General features: G+C 35.4%; 26 protein-coding genes. 4 read left to right on the plus strand and 22 right to left on the minus strand.

Annotation, left to right across the window (positions count from 1 at the left end):
- Positions 1-50: 50 nt before the first annotated feature.
- Genes CSUIS19073_RS01395 through lpxB form a run of 9 tightly spaced genes read right to left on the minus strand, consistent with a single transcriptional unit; the run spans position 51 to position 8,760 of the window.
- On the minus strand, positions 51-1,031 hold the full coding sequence (locus CSUIS19073_RS01395) for a transaldolase (RefSeq protein ID WP_086242362.1): 981 nt from the start codon (positions 1,029-1,031) through the stop codon (positions 51-53).
- A gap of 9 nt (positions 1,032-1,040) precedes the next feature.
- Positions 1,041-1,664: a phosphoserine phosphatase SerB gene (gene serB, locus CSUIS19073_RS01400; RefSeq protein ID WP_086236977.1), complete on the minus strand. Its 624-nt coding sequence runs from the start codon at positions 1,662-1,664 to the stop codon at positions 1,041-1,043.
- Between the two features lie 9 nt (positions 1,665-1,673).
- The gene (locus CSUIS19073_RS01405) at positions 1,674-2,174 is read right to left on the minus strand and encodes a chemotaxis protein CheW (protein WP_086236978.1); all 501 of its coding nucleotides are present in this window, start codon (positions 2,172-2,174) and stop codon (positions 1,674-1,676) included.
- 9 nt (positions 2,175-2,183) lie between these two features.
- On the minus strand, positions 2,184-4,511 hold the full coding sequence (locus CSUIS19073_RS01410) for a hybrid sensor histidine kinase/response regulator (protein ID WP_086236979.1): 2,328 nt from the start codon (positions 4,509-4,511) through the stop codon (positions 2,184-2,186).
- 10 nt (positions 4,512-4,521) lie between these two features.
- On the minus strand, positions 4,522-5,478 hold the full coding sequence (locus tag CSUIS19073_RS01415; protein WP_086236980.1) for a chemotaxis protein: 957 nt from the start codon (positions 5,476-5,478) through the stop codon (positions 4,522-4,524).
- Positions 5,471-6,187: a UDP-2,3-diacylglucosamine diphosphatase gene (locus CSUIS19073_RS01420; protein WP_086236981.1), complete on the minus strand. Its 717-nt coding sequence runs from the start codon at positions 6,185-6,187 to the stop codon at positions 5,471-5,473. Before CSUIS19073_RS01420 ends, CSUIS19073_RS01415 begins: the two co-directional genes overlap by 8 nt.
- Positions 6,184-7,197 (minus strand): N-acetyl-gamma-glutamyl-phosphate reductase, encoded by a 1,014-nt coding sequence (gene argC / locus CSUIS19073_RS01425; protein WP_086236982.1) that lies wholly within the window; start codon positions 7,195-7,197, stop codon positions 6,184-6,186. Before argC ends, CSUIS19073_RS01420 begins: the two co-directional genes overlap by 4 nt.
- Positions 7,198-7,205: 8 nt before the next feature.
- On the minus strand, positions 7,206-7,691 hold the full coding sequence (greA, locus tag CSUIS19073_RS01430) for a transcription elongation factor GreA (RefSeq protein WP_086236983.1): 486 nt from the start codon (positions 7,689-7,691) through the stop codon (positions 7,206-7,208).
- A gap of 43 nt (positions 7,692-7,734) precedes the next feature.
- Entirely contained in the window at positions 7,735-8,760 is a 1,026-nt protein-coding gene (gene lpxB, locus CSUIS19073_RS01435; RefSeq protein ID WP_086236984.1) for a lipid-A-disaccharide synthase, read from the minus strand.
- A gap of 79 nt (positions 8,761-8,839) precedes the next feature.
- Here lpxB and surE point away from each other — a divergent pair, with 79 nt between their 5' ends.
- The 3 genes from surE to CSUIS19073_RS01450 are packed head-to-tail and all read left to right on the plus strand — an operon-like array spanning position 8,840 to position 11,128.
- On the plus strand, positions 8,840-9,610 hold the full coding sequence (gene surE / locus CSUIS19073_RS01440) for a 5'/3'-nucleotidase SurE (RefSeq protein WP_086236985.1): 771 nt from the start codon (positions 8,840-8,842) through the stop codon (positions 9,608-9,610).
- Position 9,611: 1 nt separating this feature from the next.
- Positions 9,612-10,253: a tRNA threonylcarbamoyladenosine dehydratase gene (locus CSUIS19073_RS01445; RefSeq protein ID WP_086236986.1), complete on the plus strand. Its 642-nt coding sequence runs from the start codon at positions 9,612-9,614 to the stop codon at positions 10,251-10,253.
- Positions 10,247-11,128 (plus strand): nuclease-related domain-containing protein, encoded by an 882-nt coding sequence (locus tag CSUIS19073_RS01450; protein WP_086242361.1) that lies wholly within the window; start codon positions 10,247-10,249, stop codon positions 11,126-11,128. The genes CSUIS19073_RS01445 and CSUIS19073_RS01450 overlap by 7 nt, the downstream gene beginning before the upstream one ends.
- On the opposite strand, the gene CSUIS19073_RS01455 is transcribed toward CSUIS19073_RS01450, so the two are convergent.
- The 12 genes from CSUIS19073_RS01455 to galE form a co-directional block, all read right to left on the minus strand.
- Positions 11,121-11,543: a Sua5/YciO/YrdC/YwlC family protein gene (locus CSUIS19073_RS01455; protein WP_086242360.1), complete on the minus strand. Its 423-nt coding sequence runs from the start codon at positions 11,541-11,543 to the stop codon at positions 11,121-11,123. The two genes, CSUIS19073_RS01450 and CSUIS19073_RS01455, sit on opposite strands and share 8 nt — an antisense overlap.
- Complete coding sequence (locus CSUIS19073_RS01460) at positions 11,540-11,692, minus strand: hypothetical protein (RefSeq protein WP_180379374.1); 153 nt, start codon at positions 11,690-11,692, stop codon at positions 11,540-11,542. Before CSUIS19073_RS01460 ends, CSUIS19073_RS01455 begins: the two co-directional genes overlap by 4 nt.
- Before the next feature lie 3 nt (positions 11,693-11,695).
- Positions 11,696-14,950, minus strand: coding sequence for a carbamoyl-phosphate synthase large subunit (gene carB, locus CSUIS19073_RS01465; protein ID WP_086242359.1), 3,255 nt, complete (start codon positions 14,948-14,950; stop codon positions 11,696-11,698).
- Positions 14,951-15,114: 164 nt separating this feature from the next.
- Positions 15,115-15,861, minus strand: coding sequence for a rod shape-determining protein MreC (gene mreC / locus CSUIS19073_RS01470; protein WP_086236993.1), 747 nt, complete (start codon positions 15,859-15,861; stop codon positions 15,115-15,117).
- A complete protein-coding gene (locus CSUIS19073_RS01475) occupies positions 15,854-16,888 on the minus strand; it encodes a rod shape-determining protein (protein ID WP_086236994.1) in 1,035 nt (344 codons plus the stop codon). The genes mreC and CSUIS19073_RS01475 overlap by 8 nt, the downstream gene beginning before the upstream one ends.
- A gap of 9 nt (positions 16,889-16,897) precedes the next feature.
- Positions 16,898-18,112, minus strand: a complete 1,215-nt coding sequence (clpX, locus tag CSUIS19073_RS01480; RefSeq protein WP_086236995.1) for an ATP-dependent Clp protease ATP-binding subunit ClpX — start codon at positions 18,110-18,112, stop codon at positions 16,898-16,900.
- Positions 18,112-18,897, minus strand: a complete 786-nt coding sequence (lpxA, locus tag CSUIS19073_RS01485) for an acyl-ACP--UDP-N-acetylglucosamine O-acyltransferase (RefSeq protein ID WP_086236996.1) — start codon at positions 18,895-18,897, stop codon at positions 18,112-18,114. The genes clpX and lpxA overlap by 1 nt, the downstream gene beginning before the upstream one ends.
- A 13-nt stretch (positions 18,898-18,910) precedes the next feature.
- A complete protein-coding gene (gene fabZ, locus CSUIS19073_RS01490; RefSeq protein WP_086236997.1) occupies positions 18,911-19,357 on the minus strand; it encodes a 3-hydroxyacyl-ACP dehydratase FabZ in 447 nt (148 codons plus the stop codon).
- A 104-nt stretch (positions 19,358-19,461) separates the two neighbouring features.
- The gene (locus tag CSUIS19073_RS01495; RefSeq protein ID WP_086236998.1) at positions 19,462-20,529 is read right to left on the minus strand and encodes an epoxyqueuosine reductase QueH; all 1,068 of its coding nucleotides are present in this window, start codon (positions 20,527-20,529) and stop codon (positions 19,462-19,464) included.
- A gap of 6 nt (positions 20,530-20,535) precedes the next feature.
- The gene (gene bcp / locus CSUIS19073_RS01500; RefSeq protein WP_086237272.1) at positions 20,536-21,045 is read right to left on the minus strand and encodes a thioredoxin-dependent thiol peroxidase; all 510 of its coding nucleotides are present in this window, start codon (positions 21,043-21,045) and stop codon (positions 20,536-20,538) included.
- Positions 21,045-21,245: a tautomerase family protein gene (locus CSUIS19073_RS01505; protein ID WP_086236999.1), complete on the minus strand. Its 201-nt coding sequence runs from the start codon at positions 21,243-21,245 to the stop codon at positions 21,045-21,047. The genes bcp and CSUIS19073_RS01505 overlap by 1 nt, the downstream gene beginning before the upstream one ends.
- A gap of 73 nt (positions 21,246-21,318) precedes the next feature.
- Positions 21,319-22,311: a UDP-glucose 4-epimerase GalE gene (gene galE / locus CSUIS19073_RS01510; RefSeq protein WP_086242358.1), complete on the minus strand. Its 993-nt coding sequence runs from the start codon at positions 22,309-22,311 to the stop codon at positions 21,319-21,321.
- A 225-nt stretch (positions 22,312-22,536) separates the two neighbouring features.
- Between galE and CSUIS19073_RS01515 the strand changes: the two genes are divergently transcribed.
- Complete coding sequence (locus CSUIS19073_RS01515; RefSeq protein WP_141082461.1) at positions 22,537-22,761, plus strand: hypothetical protein; 225 nt, start codon at positions 22,537-22,539, stop codon at positions 22,759-22,761.
- 240 nt (positions 22,762-23,001) lie between these two features.
- Here CSUIS19073_RS01515 and CSUIS19073_RS01520 read toward each other — a convergent pair whose 3' ends face one another.
- On the minus strand, positions 23,002-24,054 hold the full coding sequence (locus CSUIS19073_RS01520; RefSeq protein ID WP_086237002.1) for a PD-(D/E)XK nuclease family protein: 1,053 nt from the start codon (positions 24,052-24,054) through the stop codon (positions 23,002-23,004).
- Positions 24,055-24,285 lie beyond the last annotated feature (231 nt).

A 24,285-nucleotide genomic window follows, 5' to 3' on the forward strand; every position in this document is an offset into this window, starting at 1 on the left:
CTTAAAAATAAAATAGTTGGCAATTATAGCCAAAAAATATAAATTTAAACTTATGATAGCGACGCTAAAATCTCATCAAAAGCCGTTACAAACGCCTCTAAACCATCATCTAAAAGCTCTGAACAAACTCTATTATAATCTATACCAAGCACCTTTGCATTTGCCATAAATTTAGATATTTCATCATCGCTTGGCAAAGCTTTAGCCCTAAAATCGCCACTAGCGATAAAAGCTTTGATGGTATCAAGTGGCGCTGTATTTATAGAATTTGGATACAAAAGCTCTTTGATATAGTAATCTGCTGGCAAACTCCCATCCTTAACGCCTGTGCTTGCAAATAGAGTTCTTACATTGCTCTGATTGGCATTTTGGATTTGACTATATATGCTTGTTGCGTTATAAATCCCAAATTTAGCTCTATCTTCGAGCTTCTCATCAAGCAATCTATCAAAGCGACTTACAAATACGCTAATTACCCCTTGTGGCAAAGTAGTTTGCGGAAATCTTTTGCTATATTTTTTCGTTCCTTCTTTAAATGCCTCTAGGCACTCTTTGGCTTGAGAATTAGAAAAAATAAGCGTAGCATTGACATTAATTCCTTTTTTCATTAGCTCACTCATCGCTTCAAATCCAGATGAAATAGCTGGGATTTTAATCATCACATTTGGCATTTTAATTGTATTATATAGCCTTTTGCCCTCTTCTATAATATCGCTTGTTAAAATTAAATTTGGATCTATCTCGATACTGACAAAGCCATCATCGCCTCTTGCGTAATTACCAAGCAACTTAGTAGCTGCCATTTTAATATCATTTGTAGCTAAAATTTCATATAGTTTTTTTGGATCTTTTTTTCTAAATTTATCCTTTAACTCACTATAGGCTTTTGAGCTACAAATAGCATTTTTAAATATGCTTGGATTGCTTGTAGCGCCGTTAATTACGCTATTTTGGATTAGCTCTGTAAAATTTGAATTTATAAAATCACGCTCTAAAAAATCACACCAAAGAGAGAAATTAATCTCTTTCATTTTCTACCTTTATATAATCTTTTTAATCTCGTTTAAGTCTTTAATATCTATTATATGAGTAGCAGCGTCTTTTAATACCTGATTTGCACAAAAGGCAATACCGGTGCTAGCTTCTTTAAACATAGATATATCATTTGCCCCATCGCCCACACAAGCTACTTCATCTTTATTTAAACCTAAAAAATCTTTAAGTCTTTTAAGCATCTTACCCTTAGAGTCGCCAAACATCATCTCTCCGCCTACATTGCCAGTTAAAATTCCATTTTTATGGTGGAGTTCATTGGCAAAATTTATATCAAAGCCTAGTTTATTTTGTGCTATATCTGTTGCTATATGAAATCCACCGCTAAATACAACTATCTTAATATTTTTGGATTTTAAATATGAGATAATATCACTTGCACCAGTGATAAATGGTAAATTTGAAGCAATTTCTAAGGCTCTATTAAGCTCTAAGCCCTCAATCAATCTAACTCTTTTTATAAGACTTTCATAAAAATCAAGCTCACCTGCCATAGCTCTAGCAGTGATCTCGCCCACCTCTTTTTCTTTACCCATCGCTCTTGAGAGGATGGTAATAGTCTCACCATCCATAAGAGTAGAATCAAAATCAAAAACACAAAGTTTTATCATTTAAATGCCTTAAAAATCACGCTTTAATAAAGATTCAACCTTTAATATCGTTAAGATATTATTATCTCTTTTACCGATACCTTGTATCATTCCTTTATCTTTAGCTAGAGTTTCAGGCGGCTGGTCTATTTGATTTGTATTTATTCTAATAGCCTCTGTAAGCCTATCTATGACAAAACCAGCGATATTTTCGCTATCTTGCATAACGATATATCTGGTATTTGCTGTCATTTTACTAGGTTCAAGATTAAATCTAATTCTTAAATCTATCAAAGGGATAACACTACCCCTAAGATTAAACACACCAAGCACATATGGTGGCACACTAGGAACTCTAGTGTATTCAATTGGCTTGATAATCTCTTTTATATATAAAATTGGAATAGCAAACTCCTCATCACCAACGATAAAGCCTACGAGTTGTTCTATCTCTTCTCTATCTTTTATATTTTCAGGTTCGCTTATTTGCTGTTTTTGCCTTTGTAAAACTTCACCTAATTTATCGCTCATTTTACTTCCTTACACTAGCTTTATATTTTTTCTTACGACATTTTCTAAGTATTCTGGAGAGTATGGTTTAGTAATATACTCAGTCATACCTACTTCTACGCCCCTTAAGCGGTCGCTTTTACTTGTTCTACTTGTAACTGCAATTAGTGGCAAATTGCGATATTTAGAGTATTTTCTAATCTCTCCAGCCAATGTATAACCATCCATTCTAGGCATCTCAATATCTATAAGCATTGCATCTATGCTGTGATCTCCTGATTTGACAATATTTAACGCTTCAATACCATTTGTCGCTTCTATCACAGTTACACCAATTGGTTCAAGTGATTTTTGCATAATTGTCCTATCCATCTTAGAGTCATCAACAATTAAAACTTTATAATCACTTGGTTTTTCTTTTTTAGCCATTTGAGCGTTTGATTCCATACTAGCTCTAATATCTATTTTAATCTCTTTTGCCATATCCATTATCATACCAACATCGACAATTAGTGTTACCTTACCATCACCCCTAATGGTACCACCAGCAATTCCGCGAATATTTTGTAAATAATTTCCAAGAGATTTAATAACGATCTCCTCTTGACCAATCAAGCTATCAACTATAATACCAAGCTTACTATCAGCAACATTAATTACAACTACATATGTTTGATCGCCGCTTTCAAATATCTGCTTAACACCGAATAGATCACTAAGTCTAACAAGGCTAAGAACTTCATCTCTAAGTCTAAGGACATTTTTACCCTCGATTGTATAGATATTATCTACTGGGACTCTTACTGTTTCTTTAACGCTTGCTAGTGGGATAGCATAGAATTCCTCTTGAGAGCCTACTAATAGGGATTGTATAATTGCTAGAGTTAGTGGAATTTTAAGCTTCATAATTGTGCCTTTTCCAACTTCGCTCTCTATATCAATTATACCATTTAATTTCTCAATATTTGTCTTAACGACATCCATTCCCACGCCACGACCGCTAACATTGGTAACTTGCTTAGCCATAGAAAATCCTGGCTTAAATATAAGCGAATATGCCTCTTTATCGCTCATACTATCTATTTCTCTTTCTGTGATTATGCCTCTTTCAAGAGCTTTCATCTTCACAGCTAAAGCATCAATCCCTTTACCATCATCTACTATCTCAACAACGATATGATTTCCCTCATTATAAGCTTTTAGTTGGATTACGCCTTTTTCAGGTTTTCCAGCTGCTAACCTATCTTTAGGATCTTCAATGCCATGGTCGCAAGAATTTCTAATTATATGAACAAGCGGATCGCCGATCTCTTCGACAATTGATTTATCAAGTTCTGTCTCTTCACCGCTTATTTCTAGATCAATTTGTTTGCCTAGCTCACGGCTTAGATCACGCACCATTCTTGGGAATTTATTAAATACCTTAGCAATTGGTAGCATTCTTGTTTTCATAACAGCAAGTTGAATATCAGTAGTTACTAAGCTTAATTGGCTTACAACTTGATTTAACTCTTCTAAGAACTTCTCTCCTTCATATCTCTCTTCTACATCATCATAAATTTTAAGGAGTCTATTTTTGCCAAGAACTAATTCACCAATCAAATTCATCAAATTATCAAGTCTTTTTACCTCAACCCTAATAGTTTGCTCTACTGCTGATGAGCTAGAGTGGGCTGGAGTTTGCTCTTTTGATGATTTTAGAGCTTGTGGTTTAGGCGATTGGGCTTGCTCTTTTGGAGCTGGTTGCTCACTGCTTTGCTTTTGTTTTTCTCTTCTGGCTTGATCTTCGGCTTTGCGAACTTTAAGAAGTCTTTCAATTTCAGCTTCTACCTCATCTTCGCTTAAGCTATTTACATCTACTTCTGGCTCAGCTTCTTGCTCTTGTGCTGGAGCTTCTTTTGTTTGAGCTGGGAGCTCTTCTTTTGGCTCATCTTTAGTAGTAGATGCACTGCTAACCTCTGGAGTTCTACCTTCGTTAATGACTGTAAGTCTATCGCATATATCAGATATACTCACACCAGCATCAGTATCATTTCCACGCTCTCTAATACTTCTTAAAAGTGCTTTCATCATATCAACTGATTCTAAAACCACATCCATAATATCTGGAGTAATCTTTAACTCCCCATGGCGAGCTTTATTTAACACATCTTCCATATGGTGAGTAAGTTTTGTTAAGACATCAAAATTTAAAAATGATGAGCTACCTTTTACTGTGTGAGCAACACGGAAAATACGATTTAATAGCTCTAAATCCTCAGGATTAGACTCTAGCTCAACCAAATCATGATCTATTTGCTCAATAAGCTCAAATGCCTCAACTAAAAAGTCTTCTAGTATTTCTTGCATATCATCCATAAATCACCTCTTAACTAATATATTTTTTGCGTGATTCAATCACTCTTGAAACAGCTGAATAAAACTCTGTGGCATTAAATTTGGTTAAGAATACATCTCCGCCAGCATCTTTGCCATGAATTTCGCTAAATTCATTACTCAATGATGAGTTAAAGATAATAGGAATATTTGTAAATCTCTTATCATCTTTTACATTTGCAGCGAAGTGGAATCCATCCATTTGTGGCATCTCAACATCGCTTATAATCACACGAAGATTATCTTCTAAATCATCTTTATACATTGAGTATAGGTCGTTTAGTTTCTCTAGCCCTTCTACGCCATCTTTGGCCTCAACTACTCTTAAGCCCATCTTAGTAAGTGCTTCGCTAACAAGCCTTCTAGCAGTCAAACTATCATCTAAGATAAGAGCAACGCCACTAAATTTATGTATATCGCCAACTTCAACTTCCATTTTTGGCTGATAAATTCCAAGCTCTTCTACAATGCTCTCAAGATCTAAAATCAGCAAAACATCATCATTTTCTATTCTTGTTACGCCAGTAATTTTGGATTTATCCAATGTCCCAGTACCGGCACTTCCAGCAAAATTAGCTGGCTCTATATCTTTCCAATTAATGCGTCTAATTCTCTTTGCTTCATGGACGATAAAACCGATAAAAATATTACTAAATTCAGCAATGATAACTCTAGGTTTTAAAATTGCCTCTTTTGGCTCTTCAATCTGCATCCATTTAGCAAGATTGATAACGGGGATAACAACTCCACGAAGGTCAAAAATCCCCTCAATATAATCAGGCACACCTGGTAGTTCGGTGAGATTTGGCATCTTTATGATCTCTTTGACCTTAGCGACATTAACGCCATATATACCTTCATATATAGCATCTTTGCCTTGTTTTAAGATACGAAAATCAACAAGCTCCATCTCATTCGAACCCGTTTTTAAGATATTATCATCAAACATTTGGGCTCCTTATAAGTTGAAATTTAATTTCATCGGCGTATTCTACAATAAAATATCTACGCTCAGACGCAAAACAAGGTAAATTTATATAATCTTTTGAATTTATCTTAAATTTAACACCTTGATGATAGTGCCCCTCGATAATAATATCAGCCTTATATTTATCTATTTTTTGAGTTATAATCTCTTTGAAATTTGGTATTTTATAGGATAAATTCTTATCTTTTTGAGTAGATAAAATCCACTTAGTTATCTTAAATTTCAAAACCCCATCAAGAAAATCCATAAATTTTAAAAATATACAATTACGCAAAAATTTCAATATATTTTGCGTAAAAAATCCCAAAAATATATCCCCATGAGCTATGGCCACACGCTTATTATCAAGGGTAAAAATAGCTGGTTGCGATGAGATAGGATATAACATAATATTTGGGAAAATTGAGCCAAGATTAAAGTCGTGATTGCCCTCAAAATAGTGTATTTGCGTCTTTGTAGAGAGTAAATTTAACTCATCAATCCACTCCTTATAAACCACTTGAGTATGGCGCGCAGAGCTTAAAAAATCAAAAATATCACCAACTAAAAATATCTGCGGTGGTATCTTTAAAATGCCTTTATTAAAGGCTTTAATGAGTTTTAAAAACTCAAAGCGTTTTATATTTTCATGAGCATCAGCTATAAAAATCGCCCCATCTAAAATTCTCATATAGAATTCCCAATAACTGGCAAAGCAACCGCCTCATCTATCCCCATTATCAAATTAGCATTTGCTAAGGCCTGAGATGAAGCACCACGAAGTAGATTATCTATACTAGAATTTATCCAAATTTTCCCATCTTTATTCATAGCAAAAATATCGCAAAAATGCGTCCCAGCCACATCTTTTATAGATACTGGCTCTGTGCGAATGCGTATAAATCTCTCATCTTTATAAAAATCTTTTAAAACGCTTAATGGATCAATACCCTTAAATTCAGGCTTTAAATACCCATAGCTACTTACTAGCATTCCACGACTAAGCGGTATTAAATGCGGCACAAACATCACATCAATATCAGTATTATAAGCCAAATTTAAATGCTCCTTAATCTCATCACTATGCCTGTGAGTAAGTGGCGAGTAAGCGTTCATATTCTCATTTACGCTGATGAAATGACTACTAGGCTTTAGGCTTTTTCCAGCTCCGCTTAGACCGCTTTTAGCATCTATCATCACGCCAAATTTACTATCAAGCATATTAACAAATGGCAACAAAGCTAAAAGCGAACAAGTAGGATAACACCCTGGATTTGCTATTAAATTTGCGTTTTTGATCCTGTCTCTATTTATCTCCACTAGTCCATAAACGGCCTCTTTTAGCCCATCTAAATCGATATGAGAGCAGTAATTTTTCTCATAATTTTCCTGGCTTACTCTATAATCAGCTGAGAGATCTACTATCTTTACGCCACTTTTTCTAAGTTTGCTAGCTAAAATCATAGCCTCTTTATGCGGCAAAGCCAAAAATACCAAATCACATCTAGCCTTTATCTCATCAGCATTTGCCACCTCAATTGGCATATCGATCACGCCTTTTAAACTACTAAAGCTATCAGATAACTTCCCGCTACTACTAGTCCCAGCATAACAAAGCTCAAAATTTGGATGAGCCACCAGCATTTTAACCAGCTCAAGCCCGGTATATCCGCTAATACCAACTACCCCTACTCTTATCATATTCTACCTTACTCAAAAACTATATCTTGATATTTTACTTCGACTATCTCTATTTCACTTTTACCATTTGGTAGGGTCAAAACCACCTCATCGCCCTCTTTTTTGCCTATTAGCTGCTTAGCAATTGGGGTAGATATTGAAATTAGCCCACGGCTAAGATCGCTCTCTGTTATACCTACAATCGTGTAAGTTGTCTCCACTTCGCTATCAATATCCATTATAGTTACTGTTGAGCCAAATTTAACCTTATCATGCTCATACTCGCTTGGGTCTATGACCTTTGCTCTACTTACTATATCGCTAAGTTCAGCTATGCGATTTTCTATAAAAGCTTGCTTCTCTCTAGCGGCGTGATACTCGGCATTTTCTTTTAAATCCCCATGGCTTCTTGCTATATCTATCTCTTTTACTATCGCTGGTCTTTGGATTGTCTTTAGATCTTTTAATTCAGCCGTAATCTTCTCATAACCATAAATTGTCATTGGCTCAGTCATAAATTTTCCTTACAAATATTTAAATTTAGGATTTTATCCTATTTTATCTTAAAAGCATATCAGCCACGCCCTTTGCACTTCCATGCTTTAAATATCTCCTAAGCTCATTACAAGCGTTTAGAAATTTAGCCCCATCGTAGCATTTATAGCTATTAAGCAAATTTTGCGGTGTAACTTGCTCTTGGATTAATTCATCATGTAAAGGCTCTTTTCCTATAAAATCAAATATTATATTTGCAAGTCCTGCGTGTTTTAGCTTCACAAGCTTTCTAGCAAGCCATATATCGATCGCTTTTGCCTTGTAGCATAGCACAAATGGTGTGCCTATAAGAGCCGCTTCAAGCGTAGCAGTCCCAGAGCAGATAAAAGCAAATTGACTTTGTAAAAGGGCTTTATGAGTATCAAAAACCACTTCAAACTCGCTAATATCGCCATAAATTTCATCTATATCATCTTTTAAATTTGGTGGGATAACTAAGAGTTTTTTATGCTTTAAGCTTCGTGCAACCTCTTTATAAATAGGCATTAAACGGCTAATCTCGCTCCTTCTAGACCCTGGCATAAAGGCTATAACTTCGCTATTTAAAAGCTCTGTTTTTTGCACCTTTATCTCATCAAGCAAAGGGTGGCCTACATATACGCTTTTAGTGTAATATCTCTCATCAAAAGGCAAAATTGAGGCTAGATTATCGCAATATCTCTCCACCTTAGCTACTCTTTTCTTTTTCCATGCCCAAACCTGTGGGAGTATATAGTAGGTTATCTCGCATTTTAGTCCAGCTTCTTTTATAGCTTTTGCTAAAGGTAGGTTAAAAGCTGGGCTATCAATTAGCAAGACTTTATCGCAGTTTTTAGCTAGTTCTACCATCTGTTTTAAAGCTCTTTTAGCTTTAAAAATCAGTGGCAAAATCTCCACAAACCCCATTGCGCTAAATTCCTTACTATCATACAAAGCAGCGCCAAATCTCCTATCAAATATCCCGCAAATTTCGCTATTATCTAAATATTTTAGCACCTCCGCTAAATGCAAATTTGCTGATGCTTCCAGTGATGAGACTAAGATTTTCATAAATTTCCTTTTAAATTTAACCAAAATTATAGCCAACAATTTAAAAATTATAGGTAAAATTTAGCAAAAAAGGATATATGTGAAAGATATTTTAATAACAAACGATGATGGATTTGAAGCAGCTGGGCTACTAGCTTTGCGTGATACACTTAGCAAAATAGCTAATGTCGTAGTCGTCGCTCCAAGTAGCGAAAAATCAGCTTGTTCGCACTCTATTACTCTAACTCGTCCGCTTAGATTTATCCAGCTTGATGATGGATTTTTCAAACTTGATGACGCTACGCCTAGTGATTGTATCTACCTTGCGCTTGAGACGATGTATAAAGATAAAAAGCCAGATCTTATCATAAGCGGTATAAATCACGGCGCAAATGTAGGCGAAGATATAACCTACTCAGGCACTTGCGGTGGCGCTATGGAGGGGACACTTCAAGGGGTTTGCTCCATTGCGGTTTCGCAACTATATAAAAATGATAGTTTGGATAAATTTGGCTTTGATTTAGCTTGTGAAATCACATTAGAATTAGTCAAAAATATATTTGAAAATGGCTATCCGCTAAGTGGTAGAGAGTTTTTAAATTTAAATATTCCTGCTGTGCCAAAAAGTGAGTATAAAGGGCTAAAAATAGTCCCAGCTGGTCAGCAAAGCTACAACACAAACGCCCAAATCCATCGCAATCCAAGAGGGCTAGAGTACTACTGGCTAGGGACACCTGGGATTAGATATGCTGCTAATTTAGGCTATGAGTGTGATATATCGGTGCTTGATGAAAACTACGCTAGTCTAACGCCAATTAAGCTTGATATGACCGCTCACAAAAGCATAGAAACTATAAAAAAATGGATTTAAAATGGTTGATAGATTTACTAGAAGTCGCTGGATTTTTGGCGATAAATTTGAAAAACTCCAAAGCTCAAAGGTACTAGTATGTGGCTGTGGGGGCGTAGGTGGCGTGTGTATCGATGCCTTGTATCGCAGTGGGGTTGGGCATATCACCGCAATTGATTGTGATAAATTTGATATAACAAACCAAAATCGCCAAATAGGAAGCGACTTTGTAGGGGAGCTTAAAACCGATGTATTTGCTAGGCTCTATCCTGGTATAAAAACGATGAATTTAAAGCTAACGCCAAGCGTGATAAGTGAGTTTGATTTTGAGCCTTTTGACCTTGTTATTGACTGTATAGATGATATACCAGCTAAGGTGGCGATGGCTCAAATTTGCTATAAAAAACTACTTAGCTCAATGGGTGGGGCTAAAAGGCTAGATCCAACAAAAATAGAAGTCGCAAGTATCAAAAAAACTACAAACGATCCATTTGCTAGGAAAATTAGATATGAGCTTAAAAAAGCTGGATTTAAGGGAGATTATAAGGTAGTTTTCTCAACAGAAGCACCAAATTGCGTAAATTTAGGAAGCTTTATAGGCGTAACAGCAAGTTTTGGCTTAAATTTAGCAGCACTTGCGGTAAATAGGCTCACTAAATGCTAAAAAGCTTTTGGCAAAACTATAAACTCGTCTCAAAGCCAAATATAACTCCGCCTAATATGATAAGCCGTGTTGGGAATTTAGCAGAGAGTGAGTTTTTTGATATTATTAGTCAAATCAATGGATTAAATATCTATAAAAATAAACGCGTTAAGGACTCTAATGCTGGATTACATGAGATTGATTTTATCATCGTAGATGGGTTTTATATCTATCTTGTGGAGTTTAAGCACTGGGTTGGGAGCATTGATATTAGCGGTGATGGGTGGATACAAACTACTAAAAAACGAACCATAATACACCAAGATCCACTGGTTAAACTACTTAAAAATACTCAAATTTTCAAAGATTTTTTAACCAATAATGAATTTGATCTAAGTAGCTATAAAATACTTAGTTTTGTCGTTTTTGATAAAACAAAAATTAGCATACCAAAGCAAATTCGCAAAAATAGATATATATTAACCAAACACAATTTTTTAAATCTTTTACATAAAAATCGCAGCAAAATCCGCCCAGATAGCAATAGTCAAAATCAGCTTAAAAAAATATTAACTTCTATGACTGTATGGTCTCGCTTGCACCTATATGGCGGCGAGATACTAACTGGGTCGATTAGATATTTTTTAATCAGTAATAAAAAGAAAAAATTGCCAAAGCATTTTAGAGTAAATTTAGACTTAAACTGGCAAAGAAATAATACAATAAGCTTTATAAATGCCCTATTTGGCAGACGAAAAAAGCTAAAAATCAAATCCAAAATATATAAAATTCATCCAAATGATAGCGTAGGATTTATACAAGCTGGGGAATTTGAGATTAAACATATCAAATTTGGACTAATAGAAAAAATCGTAAAAGATGATGAGATTATCTGATTTTTTTAATATTAGTTTTTGATATTTTATAAATTTTTGACGCTGGGGCTTGAGTAAATTTGGTATCTATGATAATATCAGCATTTGCCATCGCAAATTCTATATCAAAGCCCTTTTTATGGGGATTTGCACTAGTAGAATATGCCCACCCTAGCTTATCTAATAATCTAGCGTGCGGGTGATCTTTTACCACTCTAACGGCTTGTGAATTTGGGTATATGAATGTTGTTTTTTTGGCTCTGCGGACTAAATTTCGATATTTTTTAGGAACTCTTGAGATATTTTTTAAGATGCTAAATTGACTAACACAAATCAAACAAGGCTGATTTAATGGGCGGTTTTTTACTCTATTTAACTTCTCTAAGTCTTGGCTTAAAAATCCAGCCGTGGTATCAGTCTGAGCCAAATAAATCATAAAAGCTCTATCCTAGCCTTAAGGTCAGCCACGCCCCTATAAATCGCACTTTTGACTATGGCGTTTATGCTAGTTGCGATACCATACTCAAGCAAATTTTGAATGCTCTTATACACAGCATAAAGATCGCCAATTCCACCTTCTACCATATTTTATTTGCCTAGATACTCTTGTAAGCTTTTTACCTCTAGGGCTGCTTCATTTGAGCTAATTGAGCTAGCGGCGACTAAGGCTGCGTTCATATTAGTAAAATATGGAATTTTAAATCTAAGCACGGCTTGTCGGATTTTAACAGCGTCGCTTGTGCTTGACTTGCTATCGCTAGTATTTACCGCTAAGGCTATCTCGCCATTTTTTAATTTATCTTCTATATTTGGGCGACCTTCGCTAATTTTATATACCATTTCGCACTTAACTCCAGCTTGAGACAAGGCTTTATAAGTGCCACCAGTAGCCACTATCTCAAAGCCTAACTTATCAAATTCCTTAGCTAATAAAATTCCACGCTCCTTATCTGCATCAGCTAAGCTTATAAAGACTACGCCACTACTTGGGAGTATATTTTTAGCTGATATTTGAGACTTGACAAAGCTCTTAGCAAAGCTATCGCTAATCCCCATAACCTCGCCTGTGCTCTTCATCTCTGGACCCAAAATCAGATCGGCTCCGCTTAATTTATTAAACGGAAATACGCTCTCTTTTACACAAACTACCCCATTTAAATCTGGTTTATAAATTTGCCCATCAAATTTAACCACTTTAAATTGGTCATAAAACTCAAGCGCCTCTTTTAAATTCCCTTGCCACATAACGCGCGTGGCGACTTTTGCCATCGGAAGACCTGTAGCCTTACTTACAAATGGCACCGTGCGGCTAGCTCTTGGATTAACCTCAATAATATAAAGCTTATCATTATATACCGCAAATTGTATATTCATAAGCCCTATTACACCAAGCTTTAGTGCTATATCTTTGGTGCATTTTTCTACTTGATCTATGATTTTTTGTGATAGATTGCGTGGTGGAAGTATGCTAGCACTATCGCCACTATGGATTCCAGCCTCCTCTATATGCTCCATAATAGCACCGATATAGACATCTTTGCCATCGCTAATTGCATCCACATCAAGCTCGGTAGCATCTTGTAGGAATTTATCTAAAAGCACTGGTGAGTTATTACTTACTTTAACCGCCTCCCCCATATACTCTTTTAACTCAATTTGATTATAAACTCTTCTCATAGCTCGCCCACCTAAGACATAGCTAGGACGCACCAAAACAGGATAGCCGATTTTATTTGCTTTTTCCAAAGCTTCAGACTCGCTAGTAGCGGTATCATTCTCAGGCTGAGCCACATCGATTAAGCGTATAAACTCACTAAATTTCTTTCTATCTTCTGCTACATCGATTACTCTAGCACTTGTGCCTATTATCTTAGCTCCTATCATTGATAGGCGTTTGGAGAATTTAAGAGGGGTTTGACCACCAAAATGAACTATAACGCCATCTGGATTTTCACGCTCTATCACGGCTCTTAAATGCTCAAAATCAATTGGCTCAAAATATAAAATATCGCTAGTATCATAATCAGTTGAGACGGTTTCTGGGTTGCAATTATACATTATAGTTGTAATACCAAGGTCTTTTAGGGCATAACTCGCATGAACGCAACAATAATCAAACTCAATCCCTTGACCTATTCTATTTGGCCCCCCACCGATGATAAGGACCTTTTTATTAGCGCTATTTACTTTTAAACTTGGTAAATTTGGTGTGATATTTGTGCTACTATAAAGATATGGAGTAAGCGCTAAAAACTCGCCACCGCAAGTATCAACCTCATTATACTCTAAAGCGATATTGTGACGCATTCTAGCGTAATATATATCATTTTGACTTAATTCTAGATTATCTTTGGAGTTGATTAAATATGCTATCATCTTATCGCTAAAGCCCCAAGTTTTGGCTTTTCTTAAAAGCTCTTTATCATTTAAGATATCCATATCTACACTTTTTTCAAACTCAACTATCTCATAAATTTGATTTAAAAACCATCTATCAATCTTAGTTAATTCATAAACCTCATCAACGCTTTTACCATTCCTAAAAGCTTGAGCGATATATAAAATTCTATTTTCATGAGCGTTTCTTAACCCAAATACAAGCTCATCATCACTTAGGCTTAGATGATTAAATCCGCTATAATCCTTCTCTAAGCTACAAAGGGCTTTTTGGATACTCTCTTTAAAGCTTCTGCCAATTGCCATTACTTCACCCACGCTTTTCATCGCTGTGCCTAGATATGGATTTGAGCCTGGGAATTTCTCAAATGTAAATCTTGGAATTTTAGTAACTATATAGTCAATTACTGGCTCAAAACTAGCCGGAGTGCCTGTAATATCGTTTTTAATCTCATCAAGGGTAAAGCCCACTGCAAGCATAGTAGCAACCTTAGCTATCGGATAGCCTGTAGCCTTACTAGCTAAAGCTGAGCTTCTGCTTACACGCGGATTCATCTCAATTACAGTCATTCTACCATTTTTAGGATTTATGGCAAATTGCACATTACTACCACCTGTATCTACGCCAATCTCACGCAATATTTTAAAACTCGCATCACGCATATATTGATACTCTTTATCAGTTAGAGTAAGGGCTGGGGCTATGGTTATGCTATCTCCAGTATGCACTCCCATCGGATCTAAATTCTCTATTGAGCATACGATAATGCAGTTATCAGCCCTATCTCTGATGACCTCCATCTCATACTCTTTCCACCCAAGAAGACTCTCTTCGATTAAAATTTCATTTATAGGACTAGCCTCTATCCCGCTTTCTGCAATATCTCTAAATTCATCAAGATTATATGCCACGCCACTACCAGCACCGCCTAAGGTGTAGCTAGCTCTAATTATAAGTGGAAATCCTATCTCATTAGCCGCATTTAGAGCCTCTTGCATATTATAAGCATACATTGACTTTGGCAAGTCCATACCTATCTTTATCATCGCCTCTTTAAAAGCTACTCTATCTTCGCCTTTTTTTATAGCTGCTGGATTAGCTCCTAGGAATTTAACATTGCCAAGCATATCATTCTCATATAGCTCCATAGCCACATTTAACGCTACTTGACCACCCATAGTAGGCAAGATAGCATCGACGCTCTCTTTTTTGATTATGCGACTTATGCTCTCTTTGGTAATTGGCTCTATATAGGTTGCATCGGCAAAATCTGGATCTGTCATAATCGTAGCTGGATTAGAATTAATAAGCACAACTCTATAGCCAAGCTCTTTTAGCGTTTTAGCTGCTTGAGTGCCACTATAGTCAAACTCACAGGCTTGACCGATGACTATAGGTCCGCTTCCTATAAGCAAAATTGTCTTGATATCTTCTCTTTTTGGCATACTCTACCTCTCTTATTTTCGCACTTTAAGGGATACTAAGATTACTTAATTTTTAGCAAATTTAAGTGTAATTATATTGAATAATAGATAAAAAACAGCATAAAAAAGGGATAAAATTCTGTTGTAAATTGTTGATTTATAGAAATTTGAATGAAATTTGAGTATTATTGATTTGTAACCACATATAGGTAGCTTGGAACTTGGATTTTTAGCATAGTCTCTACAACTGCACTCTTATATAACTCCTCTTCATAGACTTTAATAATTCTACCTACTGGCACTCCACCAAAAAATATCCCATCAAGTCCGCTAGTATAGACCTCATCGCCTACTTTTGGATTGAGCCATTGGGCTATAAATTTAACCGTGATATTCTTGCCATTTCCAGTAGCGATACCTGCTATACGCTGCTCTCCGATACTTACAGAAAATGTCGATTTGGGGTCAGTTTGAAGTAAGGCTAGCGGATTTCCATCTTTATTTACTACTATACCTGCTGTTTTACCTTGAGAGATTAGACCATAAATTTTATTCTCATCAAATTCATCAAAATCGATCCAAATTTTATCATGATCCCCAATATTCATATACGAAAGCACCCTAACAAGCCTAATATCTGGGTTAAATCTAGTCGAATTTTGCTCGCTCAATAGTGTATCAAGCTTATAAGCAAACGCCGAAAGCAAGGTAGCTGAGTACTCCAGCTCAGCATTTTGCTCTCTAAGCGCTCTTATCTCATCTGCTTGGTTAAAATGCTCATCAATACTATTAACTATAAAATCCCTTGTATCTTGATATAGTGATAATATGAAATTTGTGCTATTTATCACTATACTCCTAGCATAATCGCTTAGATAAAATGATGTAAAACCCAAGCAAATAATTATTAAGATAAATTTAATTTTATTCATTTATTAATTGCTGTAATAAACCTATCTCTTCTAAGGCCTTACCAGTTCCTCTAGCCACTGCAAGAAGTGGCTCATCAGCTACATAAACTGGTAGTTTTACAATATCAGCCAAATACTTATCTAACCCCCTAATCAGCGCTCCACCACCAGTAAGCACAACACCACGCTCTACTATATCTCCAGCTAGATCTGGTGGCATATTTTCTAAAACGGTTTTTAAAGCATCGGCAATCTCTTTTAAAGGCTCTCTCATCGCCTCTCTAATATCCTCGCTAGTAAGCTCTATACGGCTTAATAGTCCGCTTACTTGATCCCTACCTTTTACTACCATAGATAGCTCTTTAGGTAGCTGAATGGCTGAGCCAATCTTGATCTTAATATCCTCGCCATTTCTCTCACCAATTAGCAAGTTATACTTCTCTTTTACATAGTTCATAATGCTAGCATCAAGCTTATCTCCAGCCGTTCTAATGCTTTTAGATATCACTAATCCGCCCAAAGATACCACGCCAATCTCAGTTGTGCCACCACCAATATCCACTACCAAACTACCTTGAGGCTCACGGATTGGCAAATTCGCCCCAATGGCTGCAGCCATAGGCTCTTCTATCAAAAAGACCTCTCTAGCCCCAGCTGAAAGCGCACTCTCCCTAACGGCTTTTCTCTCGACTTGAGTTAAGCCATATGGGACAGAGATAATGATTCTAGGGCGTAAAAATGTCTTTCTTCTATGGGTTTTTTCGATAAAATGTCTAATCATCTTCTCAGTCATATCAAAATCTGCTATAACCCCATCTCTCATAGGCCTAATCGCCTCTATATCCCCTGGAGTTTTACCCACCATCTCCTTAGCATCATGCCCGACTGCTAGTATCTTTTGCTTACCATATTTCTCTCTTTGGACAGCTACAACACTTGGCTCATTTATCACAATGCCTTTATCTTTTACCAATACCAATGTATTTGCAGTGCCTAAGTCTATTCCCATATCGCTAGAAAATAGCCCTACTAATTGGTCTAAAATCATATATCTCCTTTACTTTGCTTTCATTAATAGTGGCTTTGCATCACCATCAATCACATTTTTTGATATTATCACATCATAGCCATTTAACTCTGGAAGATCATACATAATATCTATCATCACATCTTCCATTATACTCCTTAAACCTCTAGCTCCAGTTTTACGCTTAATGGCTTGATTTGCCACCTCTTTAATAGCCTCATCTTCAAATTTAAGCCTTGCTCCATCAATGGCAAAGAGCTTTTCATACTGCTTTAAAAGGGCGTTTTTAGGCTGGGTTAAGATATTTACCATATCATCAATTGTAATCTCATTTAGGGTTGTAATAGCGTGTAATCTGCCAATTAGCTCAGGAATTAGCCCAAAATGCACCAAATCATCAGGCTCTACAAGGCTTAGCAAATTTGACTTCTGGCTTTTACCACGCTTCTCTTGATTAAATCCTAAAACATTCTTACCAAGCCTACGCTCAATAATATCCTTAAGTCCATCAAAAGCCCCACCGCAAACAAATAAAATATTTGTAGTATCAATCTGAATAAAATCTTGATTTGGGTGCTTTCTACCGCCTTTTGGTGGGATATTTACCACGCTACCTTCTATTATCTTTAATAGTGCTTGCTGGACGCCCTCACCGCTTACATCACGAGTAATTGACCTATTCTCACCCATTCTAGCAATCTTATCTATCTCATCGACAAACACAATCCCCTGCTCAGCTCTTTTCACATCGCCACCGGCTGCATTTAATAGCTTTGTAAGGATATTTTCTACATCTTCACCTACATATCCAGCCTCAGTTAAGCTTGTAGCATCGCAAATAGCTATTGGAACATCTAAAAATCTAGCCAAAGTTTGAGCCATTAGCGTTTTACCACTCCCTGTAGGGCCAATTAGCAAGATATTTGATTTTGAAATTTCAGTATCATCTTCAATGCTATGTTGCTTAAATATTCTTTTATAATGATTATAAACACCCACGCTAAATACCTTTTTAGCTCTTTCTTGACCTATTACATAATCATCTAAAACAGATTTTAAAATCTTTGGAGTTATATCTTTATAATCTATAGCCTTATGAGTATTTTGCCCTGTTTCATCGCCATGAACTGCACTATATGCTGCATCAACACAGAATTCACATATAAATGAACTATCACTCTCATTAGCTAAAAGTTTTCTATCATTTGCTTCGCTCTCACCGCAAAAACTACACTTTCTAGCCATTAATCTCTCCCCTTATCAAGCGGTATTCCTCTTTTTGTGTTTATGATAAATTCGCACATCTTCCTAGCCTCTAAAGTAGGATTTTGATCCAAAAGCTCTAATGCTCTATCTTTTAATCCGCCACCACTTCTAAATAGAAATTTATAAGCTTTATTGATCTGTTCTACTATCTCTTTATCAAATCTTCTGCGAATTCCAACTAAATTTAAACTTCTTATATAAGCCCTATTTCCTTCAGCTAAGCAAAATGGCACCACATCTTGACTAAGCGCTGATGCCCCAGCTATCATACAGCTCTCACCAATATGGACAAACTGATGCACAGGCGTAAGACCGCCAATCACAGCATAATCATCGATCACCACATGCCCTGCTAGCGTCACGCCATTGGCTAAAATAATCCCATCACCCAAGAGGCAATCATGAGCTATATGGGTATATGCCATTATAAAATTATTACTACCGATATTAGTGTATCCATCGCCCTTTTTGGTGCCTGAATTTATGGTAGCAAACTCCCTGATGGTAACATTTTCTCCTACTCGAACTCCACCAGCATCCTCTATAGAGTAGCTAATATCTTGAGGGATATCGCCCACAATTGCGTAGCTATAAATTTTACTACCGCTACCAATATGCGTATCTCCGATAATCCTAGCACCTTGCTTGATTATAACATTATCACCCAAAACGCTCTTTGAGCTTATGAAAGCATATGGCTCAATAACACATCCATCACCTAAAATAGCACCATCTTCTACAACTGCTGTGTTATGAATTTGCATATTTTGCTCTTAATTATTTATCTACAATCATCGCTTTTAGCTCAGCTTCAGCCACTAATTTCTCATCTACATAGGCCTTAGCACTCAAAGCCCAGATATTTCCCTTGCGCTTTAAAACCTCTAATCTATACTCTAATCTATCGCCCGGGCGAACAGGAGATCTAAATTTCGCCCCATCAATACTCATAAAATAGACTACCTTATTCTCTACGCTAATTTGCTCCTCTTCGCCCAAGCTTTTAAAAGCTAAAATTCCGCCAGCTTGAGCCATTCCTTCAATAATCATAACGCCTGGATATATAGGATGACCTGGAAAATGACCTTGAAAAACCTGCTCGGCAATTGTAACATTCTTATACCCTTTGATATGTTTGCCAGGCTCTAGCTCAACAACTCTATCAATAAGCAAAAATGGGTATCTGTGCGGTAATATCTTTTGAATTTCAACTACATCTATCATAAAATACCTTCTGAATACAAAGTGCTAGATTGTATCTAAAATTAGCAAAATATTAGTTGAATTTTTAAAAAATATCAATAATTTTATCTAAATTCAGATAGATATTAAATTTTTTCTACCACCTCTACGCTTGCTGGAAAGATTTGGCTATTTGCTTCTACTATGTATTTAGCCTTTTTAATCTCATCGACTACAATTATAGGGCTTAGATTAGATTTAGTAATCTTTTGACGCACCTTTAGCTCTTGCTTTAATTTTGGTGGATTATAGATTAATTCTAGGGTATTTTTATATTTAAATTTGCCAAGTTTATTAAATTTAGATAGGCTTATAAGCTTAATATCATCTTTATTTGTATTGATAAAATCTCCTTGCTTTTCAATGATAAATTTAGAGCTTAAAAGCCTAAAATGTGAGTAAAATAAAAAATAGCTAGGTATAGCGATATTATCCATCTTTACACGAGCAAATCTCAATCTATAATTTAGAATTTTCTCTCTAATTAAGCTAAATTTAATCTTTGATCTCTCAAGCTTTCTTACCTTTTTATATAGCTTTAATCTATAGCCTATGGAACCTGGCCAAATCTGCCCTCCAAGTGGCTCACAAAGCTCATCTATCACCTCTTCATTATGGCGTTGCTTAATAAGCCCATATATACAACCGCAATAATTTTGGTGATATAATTTATCATTTTTTGCTAGTTCAAACTGCTTTTGAGTGCCACCATTTTTTCTTAAATCCACAGCAACAGCTTCTAAATTCGTCCCTTTTATAGCATTATTTAAGGCATCTTCTAACTGGGTAAAATCTTTTTTAGGGCTCATTAGCAAGGTTGTAGTGATCTTTTTACACCCTAATTTTACGGCCTCTTTAGCACTATTTCCTACACGAAATTCAAAGCAATACGCACATCTTTTGCCCTTTTCAGGCTCATCTTCAAGCCCCTTAGTTCCCTTTAGCCACTCTTCATACTCATACTCACCGCAAATAACCTCTACACCAAGCTTCTTACAACTTCTTTTGACATCTTGAAATCTTAGCAAAAATTCACTATAAGGGTGGATATTTGGGTCGTAAAAATACCCTATAATACGCTCATTTGGATATAGCTTTTTAAGCTCGCCAATGAAATAGTGGCTATCAACACTACAGCATATATGAACTAGCAAATTCGCCTACTTTACAAGATCTGCTAGCACCTTAGCGGCGTGGCCAGCTGCTTTTACGCTCTTATAGACTTTTAGGATTTTTCCATCTTTATCTATGACAAATGTCGTGCGGACAATCCCTAAATACTCTTTTCCATAATTTTTTCTAACTTGCCAAACACCATAAGCTTTAGCTACCTCTTTATCTGGATCGCTAAGCAAAATATGCTTTAAATTTTGCTTATTTATAAATCCGGCGTGAGATTTAACGCTATCTGGGCTAATGCCTACAATCACGCAATCATTAGCGATAAAATCATCATAATTTTGACTAAATTCACAAGCCTCAGTCGTACAACCTGGAGTATTATCCTTTGGATAGAAGTATAAAACCACATTTTTACCCGCAAAATCTCTTAAGCTAATGCTTACTCCATCACTATTTTCTAAAGAGAAATCAGGTGCTATATCTCCAGCTGTTAAGGTAACTTTACGCTCTAAATCCTCTTGAGTGAAATTTGGATTTTTACTCTCCATCATTTGCCCTCTTTCATAGCTTGGACAGATTTAGCACCAAAATATGTCGCATCACTTCTAATCTCATCAAAATTTATAACCACACGCTCAGGCTTTTTACCTAGATCATTTACCATAATATCAGTGATTTTGACTGCGATTTCATCTAATTTTTGGCGACTTGGCATAGGGTCAGCTAGTTTAATATTTATAATTGGCATATTTTTCCTTTTAAATCAAATTAAAACCAAAATTATACTCAAATTTAAGTTAATATCATATATTTTTATATATTTACACTATTTTTCTCTCCCAAGCAAGGGCTGAAGCGATGATGGTCTCTAGGCTATCTTTTTTAGGTTTCCAAGAGGTAAGACTTCTTAATTTTGATGAATCAGCGATCAACACAGCCGGATCGCCTAGGCGTCTTGGTGCGTCCATAACCTCAAAATCTACCTTGCTTACCTTTTTAGCCATATCAATCACTTCAAGCACGCTAAATCCATGCCCATACCCAACATTAAATATATCGCTATCACTGCTATCAAGATAATCAAGCACCGCTAAATGCGCATCTGCTAAATCCTCAATATGGATATAATCCCTTATACAAGTCCCATCTTTAGTATCATAATCCCTGCCAAAGATACTCATATTGGCTCTTTTTCCAGTTATTGTTTGCGTGGCCACTTTTATTAGATGGGTGGCGTTTGGATAGTTTTGGCCAATTAAAGAGTCGCTTGAGGCACCTGCGACATTAAAATATCTTAAAATTCCATATTTAAAACTGCTATTTGCTGCGGCTGCATCTTTTAAAATTTGCTCGCTCATAAGCTTGCTATTGCCATATGGATTTATAGGATTTTGTGGGCTATTTTCGCACACTATGCCATTTTTAGGCTCACCATATGTAGCGGCTGTGGAGCTAAATATAAACTTTTTAATCCCAAATTTAATTGCTAAATTAATGAGATTTGCGGTATTTGCGGTATTGTTTAGATAATATTTTAGCGGATTTTGCATACTCTCAAATACCTCGATATAAGCCGCAAAATGTATAATCGCATCAAATTTATGCGTAGAAAAAATCTCTTCTAATAACGCAGTATCGGCTAAATCGCACTTGATAAACTCAAATTTCCCCACACTCTCAAGCGCTATTAAAGTCTCTCTTGATCCACTATAAAAATTATCAATTACGGTGATTTTATCGCTATTTTTATGTAAAAGTGCTTTTAAAACATGTGAGCCTATATAACCAGCTCCACCGGTGATTAGGATATTCATTTTTACTCCTTAATTATAATCCAAATAATTTAAGCAATCTTAAAGATTTATAGCTAACATTATATTTATTTTATCGCAAGATTTTGCCTTCTTATCCCTTTAAATTTACTTAAGGTGGTAAAAATTTATGATAATAAATACAGCTAAACAAGTTAAATTAAAAATTAATTTTTATTAATATTTAATTTACTTATGCTAGAATTGCAAAAACTATCACATAAAAAAATGAGACTAATAATACCTAAAGAAAACAAGCAAGCAAAAGCAGCTAAGAGTGTGGTAGATAAACTAAAGCGCTCTAGCTCCCTCTTTGCTTACGCTATTAAAGATTTTGAGTATTTTGAGAGTAAGCTAGATAATTACTATGAATTAAGAGATGAAGCTTGGGAAGCTTGGCACGAATACAACAAAATAAGAGATAGGCTTATAGAAGCCATAGAACGCCTATAAAATCGCTTAAGTAGCCTAAAAAGAAATAAGAGTAGTAAATAGTATTAATAAGATTGTGTAGAAATGGCTTAAAAGGTTAAGCTAAGCTAGGGTTTAGTATAGAAATGGATTTTAGATAGCATTGCCATCCCAGAGTTAGCACTTGTCCCTTTGTGCCTAAAAGCTCACTTAACACCTTGCCACTTCTGCATATTTTATTTGAGTCATAGCCGTGAATATACGCAAATTATGTTTATTCTTTTAATTATTTTTTATTATATTTTGAAGTCTTCTCATTGCTATTTCATAGGCTCTATTTTGATAATCTGTGCTATGAAATTCCAAAGCTCTTAAAAACTCATCATAGAACCTAATTTCTGATTTATATTCACTAAAAAACTTAAAAAGTTTTTTATAGGTAATAATTTCGTATTCTTTATTAGCCACTTCTTTTTTGGCGTTATCATTTCTTAAAATATCGTGGTGATCTGGCACAAGTAAAATACATTTTACTTCTCTAGCTTCAGCACCTTTATCTTTAATCTTGGCAAAATCACGATACTTATCAAGCTGGTTTTCTATTTCTTCATTCATTTTTTCATCATATTTTTTGCCATTTACTCCAGATTTGATTTTATTTTCTATAACAATAGCATGTTTATCATCTTTTATATAAATATCTATATTTTCATCGGTTTCTCTTGTTATTACAGCCATTTTACTATCCATTTGAAATTTTGCGAATTCAAGGCAAAATTTAGCCAATAATTCTCTATCTTCATTAAGAACATAACTTATAATATTTGAAAATGCTAATTCATCATACTCTTTGCCTATCACTTCAAAAAAATTTACATCTTTTATATCTTCATTATTTTTCATTATTTCATCAACACTTTGGCAAGGTTTTTCATCCCAAAATTCTTTTTTATCTAAAAACTCTTGTAGTTTTGAGTCCTTAAGTTTTTCTTCATCTAAATACTCAATTAACGATTGTTTTGCTCTAAAATTAACATAACATTTATTATCGCTAACTTCGTTTTCATTTACAATATAAATTTTTTGTTTTGGCTTTTTAAAAGAACCAACCTTAAAAGTTACATAGACGGTATTTTCTTGTTCGTTAAATAACTCATTTAATGCTTTTCCACCATATTTTATTTTTTCTTCTTTAATGAGTTTTATTTGTTTGTCTTGTTCTTCATCCATAAGCTTATTTCTAGACCCTTTCATAAACTCATCGCTAATCAAACATTCCAAATCGCTGGCATATCCCAAAATTTCCATATGCCCTTGTCCAACACTACGCACCATAAGAACAGCAGCAGCATTTTTTGCTTTAATATTTATTTTTCCATAAGGTGTTATGTAAATATAATGCTCACCATTGTCAGCTTTAAAAAAAATTTATAACTTCATGTCCTAGATTATCATTTAGATAGCCACCACTAAAAACTCTGTTTAAAATTATCATTTTTACCTCTTTTGATTTTTAAAGAATTTTTGAACTCTATCCTTAGTTTTTTAATATAATTTTATCTCACT

This window comes from Campylobacter sp. RM19073 (genome assembly GCF_024723495.1).
Classification (GTDB): domain Bacteria; phylum Campylobacterota; class Campylobacteria; order Campylobacterales; family Campylobacteraceae; genus Campylobacter; species Campylobacter porcelli.

Bases quoted from the DNA above. Each gene is read 5' to 3' on its own strand.
- CSUIS19073_RS01395 (WP_086242362.1), bottom strand. From the start codon at position 1,031: ATGAAAGAGATTAATTTCTCTCTTTGGTGTGATTTTTTAGAGCGTGAT.
- serB (WP_086236977.1), bottom strand. From the start codon at position 1,664: ATGATAAAACTTTGTGTTTTTGATTTTGATTCTACTCTTATGGATGGT.
- CSUIS19073_RS01405 (WP_086236978.1), bottom strand. From the start codon at position 2,174: ATGAGCGATAAATTAGGTGAAGTTTTACAAAGGCAAAAACAGCAAATA.
- CSUIS19073_RS01410 (WP_086236979.1), bottom strand. From the start codon at position 4,511: ATGGATGATATGCAAGAAATACTAGAAGACTTTTTAGTTGAGGCATTT.
- CSUIS19073_RS01415 (WP_086236980.1), bottom strand. From the start codon at position 5,478: ATGTTTGATGATAATATCTTAAAAACGGGTTCGAATGAGATGGAGCTT.
- CSUIS19073_RS01420 (WP_086236981.1), bottom strand. From the start codon at position 6,187: ATGAGAATTTTAGATGGGGCGATTTTTATAGCTGATGCTCATGAAAAT.
- argC (WP_086236982.1), bottom strand. From the start codon at position 7,197: ATGATAAGAGTAGGGGTAGTTGGTATTAGCGGATATACCGGGCTTGAG.
- greA (WP_086236983.1), bottom strand. From the start codon at position 7,691: ATGACTGAGCCAATGACAATTTATGGTTATGAGAAGATTACGGCTGAA.
- lpxB (WP_086236984.1), bottom strand. From the start codon at position 8,760: ATGAAAATCTTAGTCTCATCACTGGAAGCATCAGCAAATTTGCATTTA.
- CSUIS19073_RS01445 (WP_086236986.1), top strand. From the start codon at position 9,612: ATGGTTGATAGATTTACTAGAAGTCGCTGGATTTTTGGCGATAAATTT.
- CSUIS19073_RS01450 (WP_086242361.1), top strand. From the start codon at position 10,247: ATGCTAAAAAGCTTTTGGCAAAACTATAAACTCGTCTCAAAGCCAAAT.
- CSUIS19073_RS01455 (WP_086242360.1), bottom strand. From the start codon at position 11,543: ATGATTTATTTGGCTCAGACTGATACCACGGCTGGATTTTTAAGCCAA.
- CSUIS19073_RS01460 (WP_180379374.1), bottom strand. From the start codon at position 11,692: ATGGTAGAAGGTGGAATTGGCGATCTTTATGCTGTGTATAAGAGCATT.
- carB (WP_086242359.1), bottom strand. From the start codon at position 14,950: ATGCCAAAAAGAGAAGATATCAAGACAATTTTGCTTATAGGAAGCGGA.
- mreC (WP_086236993.1), bottom strand. From the start codon at position 15,861: ATGAATAAAATTAAATTTATCTTAATAATTATTTGCTTGGGTTTTACA.
- CSUIS19073_RS01475 (WP_086236994.1), bottom strand. From the start codon at position 16,888: ATGATTTTAGACCAATTAGTAGGGCTATTTTCTAGCGATATGGGAATA.
- clpX (WP_086236995.1), bottom strand. From the start codon at position 18,112: ATGGCTAGAAAGTGTAGTTTTTGCGGTGAGAGCGAAGCAAATGATAGA.
- lpxA (WP_086236996.1), bottom strand. From the start codon at position 18,897: ATGCAAATTCATAACACAGCAGTTGTAGAAGATGGTGCTATTTTAGGT.
- fabZ (WP_086236997.1), bottom strand. From the start codon at position 19,357: ATGATAGATGTAGTTGAAATTCAAAAGATATTACCGCACAGATACCCA.
- bcp (WP_086237272.1), bottom strand. From the start codon at position 21,045: ATGGAGAGTAAAAATCCAAATTTCACTCAAGAGGATTTAGAGCGTAAA.
- CSUIS19073_RS01505 (WP_086236999.1), bottom strand. From the start codon at position 21,245: ATGCCAATTATAAATATTAAACTAGCTGACCCTATGCCAAGTCGCCAA.
- galE (WP_086242358.1), bottom strand. From the start codon at position 22,311: ATGAATATCCTAATCACCGGTGGAGCTGGTTATATAGGCTCACATGTT.
- CSUIS19073_RS01515 (WP_141082461.1), top strand. From the start codon at position 22,537: ATGAGACTAATAATACCTAAAGAAAACAAGCAAGCAAAAGCAGCTAAG.
- CSUIS19073_RS01520 (WP_086237002.1), bottom strand. From the start codon at position 24,054: ATGGTGCGTAGTGTTGGACAAGGGCATATGGAAATTTTGGGATATGCC.